The following is a 21,615-nucleotide window of genomic DNA, read 5'->3' on the forward strand; positions in this document are numbered from 1 at the left end:
CTCCCGCTGGAGCGATTTATCGCAAGGATCAGACCTTGGCCTTGCGCTTGCGCCCGCCGCCACGGCCCTTGGTGCCGAGGCCGATTTCCTTCGCCAGCGCGCGGCGCTTTTCGGCGTAATTCGGCGCAACCATCGGATAGTCGGCGGGCAGGCCCCACTTCGCGCGATAGTCGTCGGGGGTCATGCCATAATGGGTCATCAAATGACGGCGCAGCATCTTCAACTTTTTGCCGTCTTCGAGACACACGATATAGTCGGGCTTGACCGAGGTGCGGATCGACACGGCGGGCACCAGCTTTTCCTCGACGACACCTTCGGTACCGAGACCCGACAGCGCGGCGTGCACATTATTTATCAAAATGGAGAGATCGGAAATGGCGACGCTGTTGTTGCTGACATGGGCGGCGACGATGTCGGCGGTCAGCGTAACAAGCATCTCGTTGGTATCGGCTTGGTCGGACATGAGACTATTCCTTGATTTTCATTACCCAGAAGCATGAATGGCGAATATTGGATTTGTTCTTTCGCCAGCAGGATTACTGCCACTTTGGATGGAATTCCGCAATGACCGATCAGTCAGGCTTTCGTTCACGAACCGATTGCCGCATCGTAATTGCGTCGCGAACTACGCCGTCGTTGCCGCGGTAATAGGCCAGCCGGCGGCCGCATTCCGAAAAACCGACGCTCTCATAGAGATGTATCGCGTCATTATCTGCCCGCATTTCAAGAAAATAATCCTCGGCGCCCTGCTCCGCTGCCCACGCCCGCCAGTCATCCATCAGTAACGCACCGATACCGCGGCCGCGGAACAGCGGATCGACCGCGAGCAACAATAATTCGCTTTCGGGTCCGGCGATGCGCGCTGCCGAAAAGCCGCATGCCTGCTCGCCGTCCCACGCCACGCACACGCGCGCCGAGGGGAGCGCGAACAAGGTCAAGAGCTGCGCGCCGCTCCATGCCTCGCCAAAGGCGGGATCGAAGGCGGCATCCATCACGCGCATGACCGCGGCCAGATCGCCGACGCGGGCGGTGGCGAGGCGGATCGCGTCGGTCACGCCGGCGTCATCGGCTTGGCATCGGGCGCGCGGCCGTAGATCGGGCTGGGCTGGTCGATCAGCGCCGCAGGCGGCAGCCGCACGAACGCGCGCGCGTCGGGCAGCATCGCAAGCGCGCGCCCTGTGCCGCGACGCGCGACAAAGGGTTCGGCGCGATTGCCGACGATCAGCTCGTCTTCGAGCAGGACGGCGTCGTCGGGCAAGAGCGAGCGGATATCGGCGCGCGGCGACAGGTCGGCCGCGAACGGCTGGACGAACCATTGGCCATGACCGCCCTCCATCACCACAAGCGCGCCACCAGCCGCCGCAATATCATCGGCGGCGCCGGCTGCGACCAGCGCAAGCGTCGAGAAGCCGTGTACGGGCACCTGCCAGCCGAGCGACAGCGCGCGCGCTGCCGCCACCCCGATGCGCACCCCCGCAAAACTGCCCGGCCCACATCCCGCGACGATGACATCGGCGCGGCCACCGTCCGTCAGCTCGGCGATCAGCGGAACGAGCCGCTCGGCATGGCCGCGGCCGATGACCTCGTGACGATGATCGATAACGACACCATCCTCCAGCAGCGCGACCGAACAGGCCTCACTCGCCGAATCGATGACCAGGTGCCGCATGAGGGTGGGAACAGTCAGGCGATGCGGTTGAAGCGGGCAAAGTCCGGACGCGGGCTGCGTGCGAAGATCGTCGCTGGATCGCCATAACCGAGCGTCGAGATGAAGTTACTCTTCACATGCGGCTGGTCGGCGAAAAAAGCTTCATCGACGCCCGCATTGTTGAAGCCCGACATCGGGCCCGTATCGAGACCGAGCGCGCGCGCGGCGAGGATGAAATAGGCGCCCTGCAAGCTCGAATTGCGAAACGCGGTCGTCTGCGCCAGCGCTTCATTGCCGACGAACCAGCTCCGCGCATCGGCGTGCGGGAAGAGTTCGGGCAGGTGTTCATGGAATTCATTGTCGCTCGCGATGATCGCGGTGACCGGCGCCTTCAGGATTTTCTCGGCATTGGCGGGCAGCGCGAGCGCGGCGAGCTTTGCCTTCGCCTCGTCGGTGACGCACCAGACGATCCGCGCCGGAAGACTGTTGGCGCTGGTCGGGCCGAACTTCACCAGATCCCAGATCGCGTGCAGCTGCGCTTCCGAAACGGGCTTGTCGAGATAGCCGTTATAGGTGCGCGCAGTACGAAACAGCTGGTCGAGAGCGCTGTCGGAAAGCGGCTCGCTCATGGGCTAACTCCTCAGGTAAAATGGTCAGACGGCGTGAACTGCCGTTACCTCAGGCACATAATGTTTCAAGAGGGACTCGATGCCATTCTTCAGCGTCGCCGTCGAGGACGGACATCCCGCGCACGCGCCCTGCATCTTGAGGTACACATTTCCCTTGTCGAACCCGCGATAGACTATGTCGCCGCCATCGTTGGCAACCGCGGGGCGGACGCGCGTTTCGATCAATTCCTTGATCTGGTCGATGATGTCGGCGTCGGCGGGATCGTCGGCAAAACCTTCAGCCTCGGCCGGCACCGAAAAACCCGCACTCGCGGCGTTGAACAAAGGCACGTCGGCGAGGAAATGGTCCATCACGATGCCAAGCACGTCGGGCTTCACATCGGCCCATTCGGCGCCGGGGGCGATCGTCACCGACACGAACTCGCGGCCAAAGAAGACGCCCGTCACATCGCCCAGCGAGAAAAGCGCGCTTGCGAGTGGCGACGCTTCGGCCTCTTCGGGGCTCGCAAAGTCGCGGGTTCCCGTCTCCATCACCGCCCGGCCGGGCAGGAATTTGAGCGTCGCGGGATTGGGCGTCGATTCGGTTTCGATCAGCATGGCGTGCATGTGGGGCGGAGCGAGGCTTTGTGCAAGATGATAGGGATGCGCTAAGGCGCGCCGATGCGTCCTTTCACCCATTTTGCCGCGCTCGACTGGTCGGGCGCCCGCGGCCCGCGGCAGCGCGGGATCGCGCTGGCGGTCGCGAGTGGCAGAGCGGCGCCCGCGCTGGTGCGACCGGGGCATATCTGGTCGCGCGCCGAAATCCTCGATTGGCTGGAAGGCGTCGCGGCGGACGGCACGGATATGCTAATCGGGTTCGACTTTTCGGCCGCCTTCGCCTTTGCCGACCACAACGCCTATTTCCCCGGCTGGGCCGAGAGCCCGGCCGACATGCGCGCGCTGTGGGCGCTCGTCGAACGACTGGCGGGGGGCGATCCGCATTATGAGATCGGCGGATTCCTGGCGCATACGGAGGCTCGGCGCCATTTCCGCCACCTTGGCGAGGCGGGCGATCTGTTCGAAGCGGGCACGGGGCGGCTGCGGGTCGTCGAGCGGTACCAACGTACGACGAAACAGGCGGCGAGCGTCAGCAACTTCAACCTGGTCGGCGCGGCGCAGGTCGGCAAAGCCAGCCTGTCGGGCATGCGCCTGCTTCACCGGCTGGCGGGCCGCATCCCGTTGTGGCCGGGCGACCCGGTACCCGCAAAGGGCCCGATGCTCGTCGAAATCTACACCAGCCTTGCCGCACGCGCCGCAGGGCTGCCGCCGGGGCGCAGCAAGATTCGCGACGGCGCGGCGCTCGACGCTGCGCTCGCGGCCTTGGGTTCGCCGCCGTGCGGTTTGGCGGGACCGGTCAGCGACCATGCGAGCGATGCGCTGCTCACAGCCGCCTGGCTCCGCGCGATCGCGTCGGACCCGGCGTCGTGGACACCTGCACCGCTGACAAATCGCTTGGCACAAACCGAAGGCTGGACCTTTGGCATCATTTGAAGCAAAGGGCGCACAGCGCCGGCTTAGCTCAGTTGGTAGAGCACCTGATTTGTAATCAGGGGGCCACGGGTTCGAATCCTGTAGCCGGCACCATCGACGCCCCGAGCCCGGCGTTTGCGCGGCTTTAGCCGGTTTTCAGATCCAGCCCACGCAAACGCTATTTGGGGGCGCAGGCCTTGATGGGCTCTCCGGCCGCGATCGCGCTTGCTTCGGCCGAAGGCTCGGCCTGCATTGTAACGACGCCGGCTTCGGGGCTGGCGGTATCGGGGCCCTTGCCCTTTAGCGCGTCGATTTCGCGCTGGCGCATTTCCAGATAGAGCGTGCGCGTCTCGACATAGGGATCCGCGCTTTCCTCTTGCAGGCATTTGATCGCCGCATCGCCTTCGATGCGATCGTTGAGCTGCTTGATCACGGTCGTCGGGACCGCATAGGCCGGACGGTTGAAAGGCGCGCCGACGGCGGTCGGAAGGACGAGCAGATCGAGACTGTTACCGGCTAAGTCGCGCAACGTCGTCGGTCCGACGAGCGGAAGGTAGAAATAGGGACCGGGCTCGACGCCGTAGAAACCCAAAGTATTGGCAAAGCCGTTGCGCCGATAAGGCAGGTTGAACGGCTTTGTTTTCGCGACATCGAACAGCCCCCCGACGCCAAAGGTCGTGTTGACCGCAAACCGGCCGAGCGTCTCGGCGGCCTTGCCAATCTTGAACTGCAACAAAAAGTTCAGGAAATTGATAGGCTCGCTGAGGTTGCGCAGCGCATTGCCGAGCCCGTCGCGAACAGGCTCCGGCACGATGCCTTGATATCCCGTGGCGACCGGGGCCACGATCGCCTTGTCGACCGACTGGACGACGCGATACGACGTGATGTTGACCTCTTGCAGCGGATCGCCCGGCGGCGCCTCTCCGCGTGCGGTCACGACGATATCGTCGGGCGACGACGGCGCGTCCGTTGGCGGCTCGCTACCAGCTGTTGCGGGTGCGGCCGGTGCGGAAGATGGGATGGGCTCGATTGTCGGCACGACCGTCGGCGGCGCAACGGGTGCCGGATCATTGTCGTGTTGTTGCGGTTCGATCTCCGCCGAGGCCACGGGCGCAACATCCGAAACAGCGGGCGGTGCCCCGGAAAGCAAGAGAAGTGCAGCGACGGCCGAAATACTCATCGCGCGCGCGATCCCGCCGTCACAAGGTTGATGAGCATCGGTCGCATATGTCAAACTCCTTGCCCGGGTTCTCAGCCCGAAATCATGATCAAGAGACGCCCCTCCCTTCACCCAAGCCGTCTGACCCGCGATCGCGGGCAAAGGTTGCCTTACCCGTCCTCCGCCGAGAGGGAAGAAAAAAATGCTCCGCGGCTGGAAAGCCCGGAAAATAGCCTAACGCTTGCTTAACCCATTGATGGCACATGGGGCCGTCCAAAAGGATAGCGAATGCGCGCCACGATATTATGCCTCGCCCTGTTGATCGGCGCGGCGCCCGCGGGTGCCGAACCCGCCGCGCATGGCCAAACCGTTGCCGCACAATCGCCCGTCATAAAGGCGTTTGCCGCCAAGGTCGATGCGACCAAGCAAGCGATGATGGGCGATCCGGCGATTGCACGGAAATCGGCCGAAGACTTGCTGCGCATGGCCGACACCATGAAGCGCGACGGTTCGGTCAGCGCACGCGACGCCGCAATTTCGTCGGCCACGGCACGGTGGCTGCTGGCCGAAGCCTATATCTTCCTGAACGATACGCCGCGGGCGAAGTCGCTTGTTGCCGAGGCCCTGACCAGTATCCAGAGCGGCGCCCCCGGATCGAAGCTCAACGGCGATCTGCTGCGGTCGCGCGCGACGCTGGCGGAAATGAGCGGCGACGTGCAGGGTGCGCTCAAGGATTATCTGTCCGCGCATCGCATCTTTCGCGCGATCGGCGAGGCACGGTCGCGCGCGATCGCGCTTCAGGACATCGGCAACCTATATCTCGAGGCTGCCGATTTCGACCGCGTCCAAAGCTATTACAGCCAGTCGCTCGAAGCCTATTCGGAGGATCCCTGGCTCAATCTTGCGACCTATAACAACCGCGGCCAAGCGTATCGCGAACAAGGGAATTTCGCAAAGGCCGAAGCCGAATATGGCCTCGCCCTGAAGGCCGCACGGCAGCTCGAAAGCCAGCTGCTCGAAGCGCGCATCCTGACGAACCTTGCCGAAACGCAATATGAGCTGGGCAAGCTCGATCAGGCGCTCGCGACGCTGGCGCGCGCGGAGTCACTCGTCGCCCAGGGCGGCGAAGCCGCGGGATGGCATCCCTTCATCCTCGGCGTACGCGCGATGGTCGAAGCCAAGCGCGGCGACACGGAGAAGGCGGGCCAGCTGATGAGCGCGGCCTTTGCGGGGCAGGATCTGGCGAAGACCGAAATGCCTTTCCGCGAGCTGCACGAGGCCGCGACGGGAATTTACGAGACGCTTGGCGAGCGCGATGCGGCGCTCGCACATCTCAAGGCCTTCCAGCGGCTCGACCGCGAGGCGCTCCGTCTCACCGCCTCGGTCAGCGCGCAGTTGATGTCGGCGCAGTTCGATTTCGCGAACCAGAATCTGAAAATCTCCGAGCTCAAACAAGGGCAGCTCCAGCGCGACATCACGATCGAACGGCAGCGCGGCGAGTTTCGCACGCGCCTGTTCATCGCCCTCGGCACCGCGCTCCTGATCATCTTTGCGATGCTCGCTTTCGGCTATGTTTCGATCCGCCGCAGCCGCAATCAGGTCCGCGCCACCAACGTCGAGCTTTCGGCGAGCAATGTGGCGCTCGAAAAGGCGCTGAAGGCGCGCACGGACTTCCTTGCGACGACCAGCCACGAAATCCGGACGCCGCTCAACGGCGTCCTCGGCATGGCGCAGGTCCTGCTCGCCGACCGCCGCCTGACCAAGGACACACGCGAGCGGGTCGAACTGCTGCGCGGCGCGGGCGAGACGATGAAAACGCTCGTCGACGACATCCTCGACGTCGCCAAAATGGAGGCCGGCGATATGCCGGTCGAAAGCGAAGAGGTCGATCTCGCGCGCCTGATCGCCGACTGCGTGGGCCTCTGGCGCGAGGCGGCCGCAGGCAAATCACTGGCGCTCGACTGTGTGCTCGAGAATGTCCCGGCGCGGGCAATGACCGATGGCGGCCGGCTGCGCCAGATCCTGTCGAACCTGCTGTCGAACGCCATCAAATTTACGCCGCAGGGCAGCGTGACGTTGAGCGTCAGCGGAACTGCCGATGGCGTTGTCTTTGCCGTGCGCGATACCGGCATCGGGATCGACGAAACCGAGCACGCGCGCATCTTCGAAGCCTTCACCCAGGCCAATAATTCGACGACGCGCGAATTTTCGGGCACTGGGCTCGGGCTCGCGATCTCGCAGCGTCTCGCCAGGGCACTTGGCGGCGACATCGCCGTAACCAGCACGTCGGGCGAAGGGTCGTGTTTCACGCTGACCCTGCCGCTGCAAGCGATCGGCGAAGGCTATGCCGAAATCGCCGAAGCATCGGATACGCTGGCGCATGCCGCGGTGCTGCTGATCGAGCGCAATATCGCGAACCACGCGCTGATGCGGATGCTGCTCGCGCCTGAGACGCGAACGGTCGATATCGCCTTTTCGGCCGAGAACGCCCTCGAACAGATGAAATCGGCTCATTTCGATCATATCCTGATCGAAGGCGCATCGACGGGCGGCATCGACGATATTCGTGCGATCATCGCCGCCGCCGAAGCGGCCGGCAGCAAGACGACGCTTTTGGCCGCGCCGACCGAGCAGCTTGGCAAGGCGGAGATGTTCGCCGCGGGTGCGGATCAGGTCATCCTGAAACCGGTGGGCGCTGCAGACCTTATCGCCGGACTCAAGGCGCTCTATGCCGCGCCGGCCGATCGGGGCGAAGACAATCGGCCCATGCGGATCGCCAGCTAAATTTATCCATGGTTTGCCAGAAATTAACGAGCCCGGCATAGAACCCCGCAATCGAGAGGTGGGGACCCATGAATATTCTTTTCGTCGATGATGATGCCATGAACCGGCGTGTCGTGAAGGACATGCTCGGTGTCGTTGGCGCGAGCATGGACGAAGCCGACAGCGCCGAAGCGGGCCTCGCGCTGATTGAGGGCCACGACTATCAGGTCATCCTGATGGACCTGCGCATGCCGGGCATGGACGGGCTCGACGCCACGCGCGAAATCCGCGCCCGCGGCGACGCGAAGGCCGAGCTACCGATCATCGTCGTCACCGCCGACACGTCGAGCGACCTCGAACAACGCTGCACCGCCGCCGGCGCTGACGGTGTGCTGATGAAGCCCGTTGCGATGGCCGGCCTGATCGACACGATCGGCCGCCTGATGGCCCGCTCCGCGGGCAACGGCATCGTCCTGACCTAGTGCGCCCTCGCAGGTCATGAGCGCGCTGATCGTCGTTTCACTCCTCATCACCGTGGCTGTTGCGGCGACCCTGATCTGGGGCTGGCGCGACGGATGGCTAACGCCGCGAGGGCTCGTCGGACATGATGCGCCGGGAATACCCGCGCCGAGCCGACGAACCCATAATTACGCGGCGGTCGCCGAGGTCATGAAATTCGCCGCGGTGCGCCGCCGGATCGGATATCGCGCCGCCAACGAAATCATGCGCGCGCTCGCCGACCGCATCGCCGCCGATCCGCGAATGGAGATTGGCCGCGTCGGACGAACATCGATCGAATTTTTCTATCGCGCCGACGATCCCGCCGACGCGATGGCGACGATGCAGGCGCTGCGCGGCGCGTTGCAGCAAGCCGTGACCGTCGACGCCATGCCGTTCGCGCCCGAAATCGCCATCGGCTCCAACCGCATCGCGGCGGGCGAAACGGGCGACGAGCTTTTCGAGATTTCGGCGCTCGCGGTCGAGGATGCGCAGCGCAAGGCCGAGCGGATCAGCTTTGCCCGCGCCGGCGAATTCGGCGCCACCGCCGCGAGCGCACGGATGTTGCCCGACCTGATCGAGGCGATCCACGAAGACCGGCTCGAGCTTCATTACATGCCCAAGCTCAGCCTTGCCGACGAGACGGTGACCGCGGCGGAGGCGCTGTGCCGCTGGACGCATCCGCGACACGGCAATGTCCCGCCGATGACCTTTGTCGGGCTGGCGGAGGAGACCGGGCTGATCGACGAGCTGACGATCTGGACGCTCGACCGTGCGATCGCCGACCAGCACCGCCTCCTCGAACAGGATCTTGTCCTCCCGATCGACGTCAACCTATCGGGACGGCTGGTGAGCGACGCCGCCTTTTGCGACCTCGTCATCGCACGGATCGGCGATGCATCGGGCAAGATCGGGCTCGAGATCACCGAGACCGCCGTGATCGAGGATACCGATGCGGCGCTCACGAACCTGCGGCGCATCGCCGACGCCGGAATCCATCTTGCGATCGACGATTTCGGGTCGGGCCTCTCGTCGCTCTCTTATCTGCGCGACCTGCCCGCGCACGAACTCAAGATCGACCAGGCCTTTGTGCGATCGCTGACGACGAGCCACCGCGATCCGCTGCTCGTCCGCTCGGCGATCGAGATCGCGCGCGCGCTCGAAATGGAGGTTACCGCCGAGGGAGTCGAAGACGAACTCGCGCTGAGCCTGTTAACAATCATGCGCTGCGATCATGTGCAGGGCTATCATATTTCGCAGCCGCTGCCCCTGCCCCAGCTCGTCGAATATCTCAAGAGTGGCTCAAAACCGGTCAAAAATGAGCTTACCGAGCTCCAGAATCGGCTCGGAACACGACCTGTCGCAAACTGACACAATTTTAGCGTGAACGGGAATTAACGCAGTTCAGTAGGCTTCGCACAAGGAGCCGAAACTTATCCGGTCCCCATCGAGCAATCGATAGGGGGACCAAAATGACCACGTCCAAACTGCTGAAGGCAAGCCTGATGGCCGGCATCGCACCGATGCTGATCCATGCCGCGCCCGCGCATGCAGGACCCCTTTCGGGCATCCTGACGGGCGGCGCCACCAAGACCGCCGCACCCGCCGCTAGCACGGTCGCGAGCACCGTCGGTAAGACGACGACGATCGTGGCGCCCAAGGTCATTTCCGTCCTGCCCCTGTCGACCAAAACCAGCGACAAGCTCAACAATCTCCTGAGCCCGGTGATCAAGACCGTGAACGGCGCACCGGGTTCGCTCGTCAACACCGTCAACGCGACGGGCAGCATCCTCGACAACACGACGACCGACGGCCTGCCCTACCTGCTGCGCAACGATGCCTTTGCCGCGCCCGAGACGGGCGACGTCGAGCCCAAGTGGGGGAAGATCCGCAGCTTCTGGGGCAAGATCCGCAGTTTCGAGGACGAAGAAGTCTCGCCCTTCTGGGGCAAGATCCGCAGCTTCTGGGGCGATGTAACGCCGTTCGAAGGGGATACGCGCGCCTTCTGGGGCGACCTTGTCACCTATAACGACGGCAAGACGCCGAGCAGCGTCAACCGCTCCGCGCCCGCGTGGGGCAAGATCCGCAGCTTCTGGGACGAACTCGGCACGTCATGGGCCGCGACGCGTCCGGCGTGGGACAATGGCGACTATCAGGGCGCCTCTGCGCAGCTTCGCGTGATGGTCAATCGCTCGGGCGGCTTCTGGGGCGATGCTGTCAAGGCCGGCACCGGCAAGGATTTCAACGCGGGCTTCGCAAACCCGCTGCTCGCCAAATATGGCATCGACCTGAGTGATCCCGCGAGCCTCGCCAAACTCGACGTCAACCAGCGCGAGCATTTCTTCCTCGAATGGTATGACGGGCTGATGCAATTTTCGGGTGCCGACAATCCCGATTACTGGATGCGCATGGTCAACTGGTCGCCGTCGCTGACGCAGAATGCCGGCGAAGGCCGCGACAGCATCATTGGCCTGCTCGACTTCACCGTGTCCGACCCGGCCGCGGGCAACATCAAGACGTACAAGGGCGCGTCGAGCTTCGACAACGGCCATGGCTCGGCGGTCGCCAGCCTGATGGTCGCGCCGCACGACGGCAAGGGCGTGATGGGCATCGCGCCGATGGCGACGGTTGTCGCCTATAATCCGTTCGATGCGACCGAAACCGCAGGCTGGGCCGATATCAAAAAGGGCATCCTGACCCTTGGACAGAAAAACGCCAGCATCATCAACATGTCGCTGGGCGTTCCGGGCTGGACGCTGCATCCCGACTGGAACAGCGTGCTGGCCGATCCGGCGGTGACGCTGTCGACGAAGGAGAGCGTCTTCGTCATCGTCGCGGGCAACGACGGGATTTCGCAGCCGCAGAATATCAAATGGACCAATTCGGCGAACGTCATCGTGGTCGGATCGGTCGATCCGTCGGGCGCGATCTCCGATTTCTCGAACCGCCCCGGCGACGCGTGCCTCAACACCAACAATGGCTGCGTCAAGCTGATGGACCGCTTCATCGTCGCGCCGGGCGAGATGATGCTGGTGTCCGACGGCAAGGGCGGCGTGACGCGCTATTCGGGCACGTCCTTCGCCGCGCCGCTCGTTTCGGGCACCGTCGCGCTGATCCACGACCGCTGGCCGTGGCTCGCCAAATATCCCGGCGAGACGATCGACATCATCCTGGGCAGCGCGACCGACCTCGGCGCGAAGGGCAATGACTCGATTTATGGCGTCGGCATGCTCAACGTCACCGGCGCCCTGTCGCCGCTCGATTACAACAACCTCACCTGGTATCAGATGGGTGACAAGGGCCAGGCGAAACCGATGTCGTCGGCGACGCTCCGCTCGCAAGGCGCGACCCAGCTCGGCAATTGGGAAGCCAAGGGCATGTATTTCTATGCCTTCGAGAATATCGGCGGCACCTATCGCGACTTCGCCATTCCGTTGTCGAGCAAGCTGTTCGACAGCAAGGCGCTGTCGGCGGGGTCGACCAAGGAACAATTCCAGGCCTATCTCTACAATCAGGTTACGCGCTGGATGAAGACCGGCGCCTCGTTCACCGACCGGTCCAGCCTCAATTTCTCCGCAAGCTCGGCCAGTGTCGGCGCGCGGTCGGGGCTCAACATCACGCTGTCGAGCGCGCCACGCACGATCCGCGGCAGCGGCCTCCGCTTCGGCCAGTCGCCCTATCAGTCGTCGCTGCGCCTCGCGAGCCCCGAGGGCCGCTTCGCATTGCAGATGGGCGAAGGCGACGGCGCGATCGAGCTCGGCAATATCGCCGGGTTCGGGCGCGCGTCGGACTATGATCCGTCGCAGGGCGGCGCCAACCCGATCCTCGGCATGGCTTCGGGCGGCGCCTTCGGCAAGGTCAGCTACAGCTTCAACGACGCGCTCTCGATCACGGCGGGCTTCACCGAGCAGGACATACGCTATGATTTCCATGCGATGACCCTGGAGCAGCAGAACAGCTACGCCGAGGTCAAGGGCTACCGCACCGGCGCGAGCACCGTATCGGTCGCGTACCGCCCCGTCGCCGGCATCGAGCTGACCGGCGCCTACACGCGGCTCGCGGAGAAGGACGGGATCCTCGGCATCCAGTCGATGTCCTCGGACGTCATCGGCAAGGGCGCGACTACCGACGGGATGACGCTGGGCGCGACTTGGCAGGCGACACCGACGCTGCAGATCGCGGCCTCCGCCACGTCCGGCCGGACGCGCGCCGGATCGGGCGACACGCTTGTCACCACCGGCGGCGGCGGTTTCCGCACCTCGGCCTATCAGGTCAGCATTGCCAAGCAGCATCTGTTCGACAGCAACGACGCGCTGCGCGTCAGCATGGCGCAGCCGCTGCACGTCGACAGCGGCAGCCTCGACGTCAGCAGCGTACAGGTGATCGATCGCGAGACCGGCCAGCTCGGCCTCGTCACCGAACGCTTCGACCTGCCGGGCAGCAAGCGGCCGCTCATCGGGGCGTTCCAATATGCACGGTCGGTGATGGACGGTCAGGCCGATGTGGCGCTGTTCGGCCAAGTACGCCTGCGCGGCGAGCAATCGATCGATCAGGCGGCGGCTGTGATGGCCGGGGCGCGGTTCAACCTTCGCTTTTGATGTCCCTCGGGACGGGCCTGGCAGGGGCAGTAGGACTCGACTTCCTCAAGTAAGTACTTGAAATATAAAAAGGTGAGCGAGTCAAAATGCCCAATCTACCCCAAACTTCCGGCCATATTTCGTAGGCTGTACTGGGACTTTTAGGGACAAATCTGGCATTTTCGCCGAACTGACTTTATTCCGCGACGAGCAGTTCAATCTTTAACCGCAGCGGCTTTAAATCAAAGTTGCCAAGCGCCCGCAACCACAGTTCGAAGTCGGCTAGCTTGGCGGCTTTTCCCAAAACCCTGCAGGATCTGCAATCCACCTATCGACGGCAGATTCGTGCCAGCCGGAGCTGTGAACGCTCAGCTTCAACTGGCGGGGAAAGCTGCCTTCGGCAATTTTGCGATAGAGTGCCGAGCGCGACAGACCTGTCCGGTCCAGTACCGCTTTCAGGCGAAGGATTCGCTCTGCCATCGCCAATCACGACCGTCGGCGTTGCTTGCTGAATTCGCGGTCGCTCTCAAGGAAGGCCCACAGCATATAGGGAATGAGGTCGGCAGGCTTCTCGCGCTTCCCATAAGCGACCTCATAGGCCGCGGCGTAATCGGCGAGTGCCTGCTCGAGATCGGGCATCATCTCGAAGGTCAACTTGACCGGCTTGCGGTCGGGAAGCCTTGCCAGTTTGAGATCCGCCATCTCAGCCTCGCCAGGGCGAAAGGATGAGGTCCTGATGGACGACGATTCGGAGCGGCCAGCCGGGCCGCACTTTAAGCGTCGGCTGCACGTCGAGATTGCGTGCCACAATCTGCTCTCCGGCCCGGGCGCCTTTCTGTTGCGCGGATTCGCGGATAGCTCGAACGAGGTCGCTTTCGCTGCTACCCCATCCCAACTCGGTGCCGACGCCGAGAAGGGTTGAGAGAGCGACACCCTTGAGAAGCTGCCATGTGTGCCGATCGACACGGTCGGAAAGGCCAGAATACCCCTCGGTATCGCTTGCAGGCGCGTTGTTGATGCGGATCGATGCGCCGTTCGGGAGGATGATCCTTTGCCAAATGACGAGCGCTCGCCTTTGCCCAAAGGCAACGACGCTGTCGTAACTGCCGATGAGCCTGGATCCCTGCGGGATCAGCAACGTTCGTCCCGTTACGCTGTCGTAGGCGTTCTCGGTGACTTGCGCGCTGACGATCCCGGGTAAATCCGAATTCAGTCCGGTGATCAGACTTCCGGCGATCAGGCTACCGGCTTGGAGCGTCCACGGCGATGCAGGCGCTTCTAGCCTGTGCGGGTTCACATGGGGTTCGGTGTTTGCTCGCCCGGCAAGATCATCTTTGCGGCGCGGCACGCCAGGATCGGTTGCGTCCTCAGCTAAAGCGCCCTCAGAAATCGACTGAGCCTGTGTAGCAACCGCTGCAACGGATGGGCCCGAAACGCCGTTCGCCAGTTGAAGCATGACGCCCGACTGGCGAGCCGCGCGCTGTTCCGCGGCCAGACGCTGGCGCTCGGTTTCGGCCTCCTGCGTCGCGCGGGCCGCCGCGTCGGCTGCTGGGTCGGTCGGTCCCATCATGTCCAACTCACGCTGCTTTTCGAGGATCGGCCTGCCGAGATCACCTGGAAGCTTGGGCCCGAGTTTCGGAACTTCAGCGTAACTGGTCGGCGCGCCATCGAAAGCATCGGCAGGTGCCTTTACCGCTACCTGCCCGCGGCTTTCAGCCGGTCCGTTCGACAAGAAGCTGATCGGTTTGAACGCCAGCCAGACCGCCCCGGCGAGACAGGTCGTGCCGACGCCGGCGATCGCGATGATTGCGCCGCGGCGGAACCGGGTGGCCCGCGCCGGACTGCCGCGGAGCACCAGCGTTTCGGGGTCGACCTTCGCGGGGGCGCGCGCCGGCGCAGCGGGCACGGGGGCAGTCTCGTTCATTGGCCCTGCCCCCGGCTCGCGCGCTTCGCGCCGCCGCGCGTCACACGCACGATCTTCTGCTTCTTCGCGCCGAGCCGCAATTCGGCGGCGCCGAACAGGCGATCGACGATGTAGAAGCGACCTGAAACGCGATAATTGACGAGTTCGGCTTCGCCCTTGTCGCCGAGGACAAAGAGCGGCGGTGCCTCTCCGGTCGAGATCGCCGCCGGAAACTCGATCCAGGTCTGACGGCCGTCGTCGAATGCTCTGAGCGGCCGCCAGGCGGGCCTGTCTCCGCTAACCCGGTAATCGAAGTTCAGCTGTGCGATCTCGACGCCGAGGGAGACAGGCCGGGCGGCTTCCGCTTCGGCACGTTGCCGCGCCAGCGCGAGCAGTTCGTCCTGCGGATAAGTCCAGCGCATTCCGGTCATCCCCGTCGAAGCCGTACTGGTCAGCTGGACATGATAGACGCGCCGGTCGGTGGTGATGACAAGATTTGTCGACAGTCCGGGCGCGAAGGGTTTCACGAGAAGATGCGTCCGCTTCCCCTCCCCGCTTCCACTCGTGGTGTCGCCGACCGTCCAGCGCACCGTGTCGCCAGCAGCGACCGAGATCAGTGTCTCGCCGGGCTGCAGCGCGATATCGCTTACCCGCTCGGGCGCTGCAAACAGACGGAAGAGCGCGCCTTCGCTATAGGGGTAGACCTGCACGGCGTGGATGAAACCAGAGCGGGAGGGCTCGCGAAGCGCCGCCTTGTTGGCGGCGGCGACGCCGGAGGCGGACTGCGCAAAGGCGGCCGGGGCGAGCGCCGCCAGACTCGCCGCTATCAAGACCAGGCGGATCATTGCGGTTCTCCTTCGTATAGGGGCTGGGTGGATGGCATCAGAGCGAGATCGGGGTCGAGCGGCGACCCAAGCGGGATCGTCGCCGTCGGCGCACCGCCCGACCCGCGTTCCACCGGTGCGACGGCAGCCTCGTCGGCTGCCGGAAGCGACGGAGGCGCGAGCGCCTCGAGCTCGCGGCTCCAGTCGATCGCGTCGATGTAGAGACCGAGCGGATTTTTCCGCAGCACTTCGGCCGAGCGCGGCGGCTCGAGCTTGATGGTCACGACGGCGGTCCATCGCGACGTGCCCGACAGGCTGCCGCGCTCATAAGCCTGCTCGGTCCAGTTGATCCGGAAGCTGTCGTCCGACGCGCGAACGACGCTGGTCACCTGGACCGACACGGTGCGGCGACCGACCTCGGCAAACGGATTGGAGGCACGGGCATATTCGCCGAGAAACAAGGCCCCACGCTCGGTCGCGAAATCGTAGGCCGACAGCCAATGCTCGCGCATCAGCACCGGGTCGAGCGACCGCGCGCGAACATGGGTGATGAAGCGGCCAAGGTGCCAGGCAATCTGCGGATCGGTCGGACGATACGCCCCGTCCGCGGGCGTTACCGCCTGCGCCTGTCCCAGCTTGTCGACCTCGACCACATAAGGAACCACCCGGCTCTGCATCGATTGCCAGACGAGCGCCGACGAGAGGCCGACCGTCAGGACCAGCCCGCCGAACGCCATCAGCCGCCAGTTCCTCGCCTGGACCCGCGCCGAACCGATGCGGTCATCCCAGAGCTGGCCGGCGCGCTGATAGGGCGTGCCGGGTTCGGGCGTCTGCCCATAACGCTGCACAGCACGTTTGAATCGCATGACTAATCCCTTTCGTGGATGTCGGGGGTGATGCCGGCGCCGCCGCGGTCGCCTTCCTTGATCGTGTGCATGGCCATCTGGCGGCGGTGCCGGGAATTTTGCTGGCCTTGCAGGCGCTGTGCCCAGGCTGGAGCGGCATCGCCTGCGGCGGGGACCGGAGCCGGCGCGCCCCGCGCGCCACTAGCAGTTCCGGCGTCCCACGCCGCCGTGCGACCGCGCTCGGCTGCCTCGCCAAGGCCGGCGGCGGAGCGGAAGCGGTTCGCGGCTGCGCCTTTCGCAGCGGTCGCTACGCCGCCGAGCCCCGCGCCGACGCTCGATGATCCCGAGGTCTCCTGCCCCAGCTTCTAGGCGGTAGCGGTGGCGCTCCCCATCGAGGTTCCGGCGCGGATCGCGCCGAGACCGGCGCCGCCGATGCCCCGCGCCGCGGCGACAGCGCCAGCGCCCCCCATGGCGATGCCGCCGGCGGCGAGTGCGGTGGCGGCGACAGCCGATCCGGCGCCGAGCTGCGGTGCGCCCGATACGAGACCCGATGCGATCGCGGGGCCGAAGATCGCAAGACCGAAGAGCGCAAGGCTCGCGAGCATCAACGAGACGGCCTGCTCGATACTGACCTCTTCGACCGTGAGCGCGCTGGTAAAGTCGGCGAAATAGTTGGAGCCGATGCCGACGATCACCGCGAGCACCATGACCTTGATGCCCGAGCTCACGACATTGCCGAGCACGCGCTCGGCAAGGAAGGAGGTCCGGTTCCAGAGCGCGAACGGCACAAGCACGAAGCCCGCAAGCGAGGTGAGCTTGAATTCCAGAATCGTGATGAAGAGCTGGATCGCGAGGATGAAGAACGCCGCAATGACGATCAGCCAGGCGATGACCAGTACCGCGATCTCGATGAAATTGTCGAAGAAGGCGATCGGACCGACGAGCTCCTTCGCCTGCCGGAGCAAAGGCCAGGCGGCCTCAAATCCCGTACCGGCAAGCCTGCCCGGCATCAGCAAATCCTCGGGTCCGATCGCACTGCCGCCCGCCGTCAGGCCGAGCCCCGCAAACGAGCGGAAGATGATCTCCGAGAGCGTCTGGAAGCTGTTCAGGATCAGCGCGAAGACGCCAACATGGAGGATTTTCTTGAGGAACTTGGCGATGACATCGTCCTCGCCGCCGAGCGCCCAGAAGAGCCCGGCGAGCGTGATGTCGATGCCGATGAGGATTGTCGTGAGAAATCCGACATCGCCGCCGAGCAGCCCGAAACCGCTGTCGATATAGGCAACGAACGCCTGCATGAACTGGTCGATGACGTGGAGATCATCCATGTGCGCATGTCCTCATGAAATTTGTCACGGGGGCCAGCGGCCGGATAGCGACAGCCGCGGCAGCCCCCGTGACGGGGCAGCTTTCGGGTGTGGGGAGCGTTGTGACCCGTCCTGCCCCTATCGGATTGACGTCAGCGCGGCGGCGTCCAGGCCTTGCCGTCGCCGAGGAACCGGCGGGTCGATTCGCGGGCTTCGCGTGCGATCTGCGCGCGCTTCGCACGCTCGAGCGTCTGCTCGCGGAACTGCGCCGCCATCAGCTGCTGGATCTGGAACTGCTGCTTGGCGGCGAGCGCAAGCAGCTGATTCGTCGCCTGGGCCGCCTGAAGTCCACCTTCGGCGCCCTGACTCTTGTCGACGATCGCTTTCAGCGCCTCGGCATCGCCCCGAACATTTTCGACGATGCCGCTTTGCACGCCCATCGCCTGGCGAAAGGCCGCCATCTCGCTTTCGAGCCGCTGCTTCGCCGCGGAAATGCGGAGATCGCGCCGGGCGAGATGCTCGAAGCTTGACGGAAAGGCCTGCCGGAACTGCTCGTCGAGGCGGTCGACACGAAAGTCGATCCCCTGCGCCTGTCCCATCAGCCGGTCAATCTGTTGAAGCCGCTGCTCAAGCGCCGACATCTGCGGGAAATCAATCTTGGAAAGATGCTTCTGCTGGTTCGCGAGCACCTGCGCTTCGTTCTGCAGCGATTGGATCTGCTGATTGATCTGCTGGAGGGTCCGCGCGGCGGTGAGCAGATTCTGCGAGTAGTTGGCGCTATCGAAAACCGGTACGGCTTGCGCGGTCGTCACCGTTAATATTGTCACGGGAGCGAGCGCGGCTGCCAACAGCGCAAGGTGCATCTTCTTCATGGCATGTCTCCTTCGGGGGATAGGTCTGCGGGGGAATGGACGCCGGGGAATCCGGCGAGGAGGCCCGCGGCCCAGTCGACGCCGGCACCGCTGAGGAAGTGGGCGGCGAAGTCGCGCTTCCCATGCTCGGCAAGGATGGCGTCGATCCGCTTCTGCGTGTCGGGATCGGAGGCGCCGCACAGCGCCAGCGCGACCGGACCGAGGCCGAGTTCGAACAACCGGTTTCCGCGCGCCGATTGGAGATAATATTGACGTTTCGGGGTTGCGCGCGCGATCAGTTCGATCTGCCGGGCATTGAGTCCGAAGCGCGCATAAGCGACCTCAGACTGCGGTTCGATTGCGCGGTCGTTGGGTAACAATATGCGCTGAGGGCAGCTCTCGATAATCGCCGGTGCGATCGCGCTGCCCGCAATGTCAGCGAGACTCTGCGTCGCGAAAACGACCGAGACATTCCGTTTGCGCAGCACCTTCAGCCATTCGCGGATGCGCGCGCTGAACAGCGGATGATCGAGGAAAACCCAGGCCTCATCGAGGATCAGCAAAGTCGGCCGCCCGTCGAACCGCTCTTCGAGACGATGAAAAAGATAGGTCAGCACCGGCGCGACGATCCCCGCCTGCCCCATCAGCGCTTCGGTTTCGAAACATTGCACATCGGCAATTGCGAGATCGTCCTCGGCGGCATCGAGCATCCGCCCGAAGGGACCTTCGAGCGTATAAGGCGCGAGCGCGGTACGCAGCGATGCCGACTGGAGCAGCAGGGCAAGGCCGGTCAGCGTCCGCTCCTCGATCGGCGCCGTTGCGAGACTGGTGAGCGCCGACCAGATCGCCTCCTTGACCTCCGGGGTAACTGCAACGTGTTCGTGGGCCAGCAGCGCCGCGACCCACTCCGCCGCCCAGGCGCGCTCGTCGGCCCGGTCGATTCCGCGGAGCGGCTGGAAGGCGATCGCCCCCTCCCCCTCGCTTGTCCCGCCCAGGCCAAGCGCGTGATGCGCGCCGCCCATCGCGAGCACCGCGGCGCGCGCCGAGAAGCCCTTGTCGAAAATATAGACCTGCGCGCCCGCATAACGGCGGAACTGGAGCGCGAGCAGGCTGAGCAGCACCGACTTGCCGGCACCCGTCGGTCCGACGATCATCATATGCCCAACATCGCCGACATGCGTGGACAAGCGGAATGGCGTTGAGCCGCTTGTCTCGGCATAAAGCAGCGGCGGACCGTCGAGATGATCGTTGCGCGCCGGCCCCGCCCAGACCGACGACAGCGGCATGAGATGCGCAAGGTTGAGCGTATGGACGAGCGGCTGACGGACATTGGCGTAGACATGGCCAGGAAGCGAGCCAAGCCACGCTTCGACCGCATTGACGCCTTCGCGAATACAGGTGAAGCCGAGTCCATGCACGATCCGTTCGACCGCACGAAGCTTTTCGTTGACGCGGGCGGGGTCGACTTCGGACACGGTGATCGTCGTGGTCAGGTGCCCGAAGGCGACATGATCGCCGCCGAGCGCTTGCAGCGCGAGGTCGGCGTCGAGCATCTTGTTATCCGCATCGCTGTCGAGCAGCTGTGCGGGCTGATTGTACATCACCTCGCGAAGCAATGCGGTGATCGACTTGCGCTTGTTGAACCATTGGCGGCGAAGCCGGGTCAGCGCCTTGGTCGCCTCGGTCTTGTCGAGCGCTATGAAGCGCGTCACCCAACGATAGGAAAAGCCTTGATGATTGAGGGCATCGAGGATGCCGGGCCGGCTGAGGTTCGGGAAGCCGAGGATTGTCAGCGTGCGCAGATGAAGCCGCCCGAGCATCGGCTCGAGCCCGCCGACGAGCGGCGTGTCCGCGAGCAGCGCATCGAGATAGATCGGCGTTTCGGGCACCACGACGATGTGGCGACGGTCCGAGACCGAGCCGTGCAAATAGGTCAGCGTCTCGCCGTCGTCGAGCGGGCGCACCGAGGGCATGAAGCCCGAAAACAGGTCAAGAACACGGTTGGTCTCGGCGACAAAGCTGGCGAGCGCCTGCCGCCAGTCGCGACCCTTTCCGGCGTCGCTGCGCTCGACGAGCGCGCGGCCGGCGCGGTCGGCCTGATCGGGCTCGGCGAGAAAAGTCAGCGTCAGATAGTAGAAGCTTTCGAAATGCGCTTCGCGGCTTTCAAAACCGGCGCGCCGCTCTTCGTCGACCAGCCAGGAGGCGGCGTCGGGAAAACGGCTTGCCGGATAGCCCAGCGCCTCGCGGCGTTCGGCTTCGATATGCAGCGCCCAGCCCGATCCGAAACGCTTCAGCACATTATTGGCGCGTGCGGCGACCGAGACGAGCTCGGCCTCGGTCGCGGATTCGAGATCGGGTCCCCGGAACGCGAGCACCCGGCTGAAGCTGCCGTCCTTGTTCAGGACAACGCCCGGCGCGACGAGTGCCGCCCATGGCAGATGATCGGCGAGCCGGTCCGCCTTGCGGCGATATTCGTGAAGCATCAGCATGCGAGATACCCCCGCTGTTTCAGGTGACGCAGCAGCACCGGCGCGAAGTCGGGATCGCGTTTCGCCGCCATCACAGCGGCGGTGTGACCGAGCGCGCAGACTCCTATCCCCGCGATCCATTGCTGGAGCCCGAGCCCGAGCGCCGCGGCAAGCGTGCCGTTGAGGATCGCGATCGCGCGCGGCGCGCCGCCGAGCAGGATCGGCTCGGCGAGCGAGCGATAGATCGGCGCCTCATAGCCTTCGATCGGCGCGGCGGAAGGATTCGCCGCGGCCGTCATGCGATGAGCGCTCCGCCGCCGAAGCTGAAGAAGGACAGAAAGAAGCTCGATGCGGCGAAGGCGATCGAGAGGCCGAAGACGATCTGGATCAGCCGCCGAAAGCCGCCAGCGGTCTCGCCGAAGGCGAGCGTCAGCCCGGTCGTGATGATAATGATCACCGCGACGATCTTGGCGACCGGTCCCTGGACCGATTCCAGAACCTGCTGCAGCGGCTCCTCCCACGGCATCCCCGAGCCCGCAGCCTCCGCGGTGGCGGCGAAAAGCAGACCGGCGGCAAGCGCGGCGGCGGCGATCTTCGGCATGCGGTGGCGCGAATTGGTCTCGGCTGACATGGC

Annotated in this window: 20 protein-coding genes, 1 tRNA gene and 1 pseudogene; 6 read left to right on the top strand and 16 right to left on the bottom strand. The window is 64.5% G+C overall.

Features of this window, described 5'->3' with window-relative positions; genetic code table 11:
- Window positions 1-28: 28 nt before the first annotated feature.
- The 5 genes from GGC65_RS06420 to GGC65_RS06440 form a co-directional block, all read right to left on the bottom strand.
- Window positions 29-463 carry a MucR family transcriptional regulator gene (locus GGC65_RS06420; RefSeq protein WP_192646394.1) on the bottom strand — a complete coding sequence of 145 codons (435 nt, stop codon included), beginning with the start codon at window positions 461-463 and terminating at the stop codon, window positions 29-31.
- 109 nt (window positions 464-572) lie between these two features.
- Window positions 573-1,055 (bottom strand): GNAT family N-acetyltransferase, encoded by a 483-nt coding sequence (locus tag GGC65_RS06425; RefSeq protein WP_318780128.1) that lies wholly within the window; start codon window positions 1,053-1,055, stop codon window positions 573-575.
- Complete coding sequence (gene tsaB / locus GGC65_RS06430) at window positions 1,052-1,669, bottom strand: tRNA (adenosine(37)-N6)-threonylcarbamoyltransferase complex dimerization subunit type 1 TsaB (protein ID WP_192646395.1); 618 nt, start codon at window positions 1,667-1,669, stop codon at window positions 1,052-1,054. Before tsaB ends, GGC65_RS06425 begins: the two co-directional genes overlap by 4 nt.
- 14 nt (window positions 1,670-1,683) lie before the next feature.
- A complete protein-coding gene (locus tag GGC65_RS06435; protein ID WP_192646396.1) occupies window positions 1,684-2,277 on the bottom strand; it encodes a malonic semialdehyde reductase in 594 nt (197 codons plus the stop codon).
- Window positions 2,278-2,301: 24 nt separating this feature from the next.
- Window positions 2,302-2,874 carry a NifU family protein gene (locus tag GGC65_RS06440; protein WP_192646397.1) on the bottom strand — a complete coding sequence of 191 codons (573 nt, stop codon included), beginning with the start codon at window positions 2,872-2,874 and terminating at the stop codon, window positions 2,302-2,304.
- A 63-nt stretch (window positions 2,875-2,937) separates the two neighbouring features.
- Between GGC65_RS06440 and GGC65_RS06445 the strand changes: the two genes are divergently transcribed.
- Together GGC65_RS06445 and GGC65_RS06450 are read left to right on the top strand one after the other, a co-directional pair.
- Window positions 2,938-3,807: a hypothetical protein gene (locus tag GGC65_RS06445; protein WP_192646398.1), complete on the top strand. Its 870-nt coding sequence runs from the start codon at window positions 2,938-2,940 to the stop codon at window positions 3,805-3,807.
- Between the two features lie 17 nt (window positions 3,808-3,824).
- Window positions 3,825-3,900: transfer RNA gene (locus GGC65_RS06450), tRNA-Thr, on the top strand.
- Between the two features lie 64 nt (window positions 3,901-3,964).
- Here GGC65_RS06450 and GGC65_RS06455 read toward each other — a convergent pair.
- Window positions 3,965-4,966: a VacJ family lipoprotein gene (locus GGC65_RS06455; protein ID WP_192646399.1), complete on the bottom strand. Its 1,002-nt coding sequence runs from the start codon at window positions 4,964-4,966 to the stop codon at window positions 3,965-3,967.
- Between the two features lie 267 nt (window positions 4,967-5,233).
- Here GGC65_RS06455 and GGC65_RS06460 point away from each other — a divergent pair, with 267 nt between their 5' ends.
- From GGC65_RS06460 to GGC65_RS06475, 4 genes are all read left to right on the top strand, one after another.
- Window positions 5,234-7,729 carry an ATP-binding protein gene (locus GGC65_RS06460; RefSeq protein ID WP_192646400.1) on the top strand — a complete coding sequence of 832 codons (2,496 nt, stop codon included), beginning with the start codon at window positions 5,234-5,236 and terminating at the stop codon, window positions 7,727-7,729.
- A gap of 68 nt (window positions 7,730-7,797) precedes the next feature.
- Entirely contained in the window at window positions 7,798-8,190 is a 393-nt protein-coding gene (locus tag GGC65_RS06465) for a response regulator (RefSeq protein WP_192646401.1), read from the top strand.
- A gap of 16 nt (window positions 8,191-8,206) precedes the next feature.
- Window positions 8,207-9,577, top strand: a complete 1,371-nt coding sequence (locus GGC65_RS06470; RefSeq protein WP_192646402.1) for an EAL domain-containing protein — start codon at window positions 8,207-8,209, stop codon at window positions 9,575-9,577.
- A 101-nt stretch (window positions 9,578-9,678) separates the two neighbouring features.
- Window positions 9,679-12,804 (top strand): S8 family peptidase, encoded by a 3,126-nt coding sequence (locus GGC65_RS06475; protein WP_192646403.1) that lies wholly within the window; start codon window positions 9,679-9,681, stop codon window positions 12,802-12,804.
- Between the two features lie 261 nt (window positions 12,805-13,065).
- Here the strand turns inward: GGC65_RS06475 and GGC65_RS06480 are convergent, their stop codons facing one another.
- From GGC65_RS06480 to GGC65_RS06525, 10 genes and pseudogenes are all read right to left on the bottom strand, one after another.
- On the bottom strand, window positions 13,066-13,263 hold the full coding sequence (locus GGC65_RS06480) for a helix-turn-helix transcriptional regulator (protein WP_413052718.1): 198 nt from the start codon (window positions 13,261-13,263) through the stop codon (window positions 13,066-13,068).
- A 6-nt stretch (window positions 13,264-13,269) separates the two neighbouring features.
- Window positions 13,270-13,485, bottom strand: coding sequence for a DUF2274 domain-containing protein (locus tag GGC65_RS06485; protein WP_192646405.1), 216 nt, complete (start codon window positions 13,483-13,485; stop codon window positions 13,270-13,272).
- A 1-nt stretch (window position 13,486) separates the two neighbouring features.
- Window positions 13,487-14,707, bottom strand: coding sequence for a TrbI/VirB10 family protein (locus GGC65_RS06490; RefSeq protein ID WP_192646406.1), 1,221 nt, complete (start codon window positions 14,705-14,707; stop codon window positions 13,487-13,489).
- Window positions 14,704-15,531, bottom strand: a complete 828-nt coding sequence (gene trbG / locus GGC65_RS06495; protein ID WP_192646407.1) for a P-type conjugative transfer protein TrbG — start codon at window positions 15,529-15,531, stop codon at window positions 14,704-14,706. Before trbG ends, GGC65_RS06490 begins: the two co-directional genes overlap by 4 nt.
- Window positions 15,528-16,376 carry a conjugal transfer protein TrbF gene (trbF, locus tag GGC65_RS06500; RefSeq protein WP_192646408.1) on the bottom strand — a complete coding sequence of 283 codons (849 nt, stop codon included), beginning with the start codon at window positions 16,374-16,376 and terminating at the stop codon, window positions 15,528-15,530. The genes trbG and trbF overlap by 4 nt, the downstream gene beginning before the upstream one ends.
- Window positions 16,377-16,378: 2 nt before the next feature.
- Window positions 16,379-17,683, bottom strand: a pseudogene (trbL, locus tag GGC65_RS06505) (P-type conjugative transfer protein TrbL).
- A gap of 131 nt (window positions 17,684-17,814) precedes the next feature.
- On the bottom strand, window positions 17,815-18,534 hold the full coding sequence (gene trbJ / locus GGC65_RS06510; protein WP_192646409.1) for a P-type conjugative transfer protein TrbJ: 720 nt from the start codon (window positions 18,532-18,534) through the stop codon (window positions 17,815-17,817).
- Window positions 18,531-21,002, bottom strand: a complete 2,472-nt coding sequence (gene trbE / locus GGC65_RS06515; RefSeq protein ID WP_192646410.1) for a conjugal transfer protein TrbE — start codon at window positions 21,000-21,002, stop codon at window positions 18,531-18,533. Before trbE ends, trbJ begins: the two co-directional genes overlap by 4 nt.
- Window positions 20,996-21,280: a VirB3 family type IV secretion system protein gene (locus GGC65_RS06520; RefSeq protein WP_192646411.1), complete on the bottom strand. Its 285-nt coding sequence runs from the start codon at window positions 21,278-21,280 to the stop codon at window positions 20,996-20,998. The genes trbE and GGC65_RS06520 overlap by 7 nt, the downstream gene beginning before the upstream one ends.
- Window positions 21,277-21,612, bottom strand: a complete 336-nt coding sequence (locus GGC65_RS06525) for a TrbC/VirB2 family protein (RefSeq protein ID WP_413052719.1) — start codon at window positions 21,610-21,612, stop codon at window positions 21,277-21,279. Before GGC65_RS06525 ends, GGC65_RS06520 begins: the two co-directional genes overlap by 4 nt.
- Between the last annotated feature and the right edge of the window lie 3 nt (window positions 21,613-21,615).

Source organism: Sphingopyxis sp. OAS728, from assembly GCF_014873485.1.
GTDB lineage: Bacteria > Pseudomonadota > Alphaproteobacteria > Sphingomonadales > Sphingomonadaceae > Sphingopyxis.

Excerpts from the sequence above, each read along its gene's own strand:
- GGC65_RS06420 (WP_192646394.1), bottom strand. The coding sequence starts at position 463 with ATGTCCGACCAAGCCGATACCAACGAGATGCTTGTTACGCTGACCGCC.
- tsaB (WP_192646395.1), bottom strand. The coding sequence starts at position 1,669 with ATGCGGCACCTGGTCATCGATTCGGCGAGTGAGGCCTGTTCGGTCGCG.
- GGC65_RS06435 (WP_192646396.1), bottom strand. The coding sequence starts at position 2,277 with ATGAGCGAGCCGCTTTCCGACAGCGCTCTCGACCAGCTGTTTCGTACT.
- GGC65_RS06440 (WP_192646397.1), bottom strand. The coding sequence starts at position 2,874 with ATGCTGATCGAAACCGAATCGACGCCCAATCCCGCGACGCTCAAATTC.
- GGC65_RS06445 (WP_192646398.1), top strand. The coding sequence starts at position 2,938 with ATGCGTCCTTTCACCCATTTTGCCGCGCTCGACTGGTCGGGCGCCCGC.
- GGC65_RS06455 (WP_192646399.1), bottom strand. The coding sequence starts at position 4,966 with ATGAGTATTTCGGCCGTCGCTGCACTTCTCTTGCTTTCCGGGGCACCG.
- GGC65_RS06460 (WP_192646400.1), top strand. The coding sequence starts at position 5,234 with ATGCGCGCCACGATATTATGCCTCGCCCTGTTGATCGGCGCGGCGCCC.
- GGC65_RS06465 (WP_192646401.1), top strand. The coding sequence starts at position 7,798 with ATGAATATTCTTTTCGTCGATGATGATGCCATGAACCGGCGTGTCGTG.
- GGC65_RS06470 (WP_192646402.1), top strand. The coding sequence starts at position 8,207 with ATGAGCGCGCTGATCGTCGTTTCACTCCTCATCACCGTGGCTGTTGCG.
- GGC65_RS06475 (WP_192646403.1), top strand. The coding sequence starts at position 9,679 with ATGACCACGTCCAAACTGCTGAAGGCAAGCCTGATGGCCGGCATCGCA.
- GGC65_RS06480 (WP_413052718.1), bottom strand. The coding sequence starts at position 13,263 with ATGGCAGAGCGAATCCTTCGCCTGAAAGCGGTACTGGACCGGACAGGT.
- GGC65_RS06485 (WP_192646405.1), bottom strand. The coding sequence starts at position 13,485 with ATGGCGGATCTCAAACTGGCAAGGCTTCCCGACCGCAAGCCGGTCAAG.
- GGC65_RS06490 (WP_192646406.1), bottom strand. The coding sequence starts at position 14,707 with ATGAACGAGACTGCCCCCGTGCCCGCTGCGCCGGCGCGCGCCCCCGCG.
- trbG (WP_192646407.1), bottom strand. The coding sequence starts at position 15,531 with ATGATCCGCCTGGTCTTGATAGCGGCGAGTCTGGCGGCGCTCGCCCCG.
- trbF (WP_192646408.1), bottom strand. The coding sequence starts at position 16,376 with ATGCGATTCAAACGTGCTGTGCAGCGTTATGGGCAGACGCCCGAACCC.
- trbJ (WP_192646409.1), bottom strand. The coding sequence starts at position 18,534 with ATGAAGAAGATGCACCTTGCGCTGTTGGCAGCCGCGCTCGCTCCCGTG.
- trbE (WP_192646410.1), bottom strand. The coding sequence starts at position 21,002 with ATGCTGATGCTTCACGAATATCGCCGCAAGGCGGACCGGCTCGCCGAT.
- GGC65_RS06520 (WP_192646411.1), bottom strand. The coding sequence starts at position 21,280 with ATGACGGCCGCGGCGAATCCTTCCGCCGCGCCGATCGAAGGCTATGAG.
- GGC65_RS06525 (WP_413052719.1), bottom strand. The coding sequence starts at position 21,612 with ATGTCAGCCGAGACCAATTCGCGCCACCGCATGCCGAAGATCGCCGCC.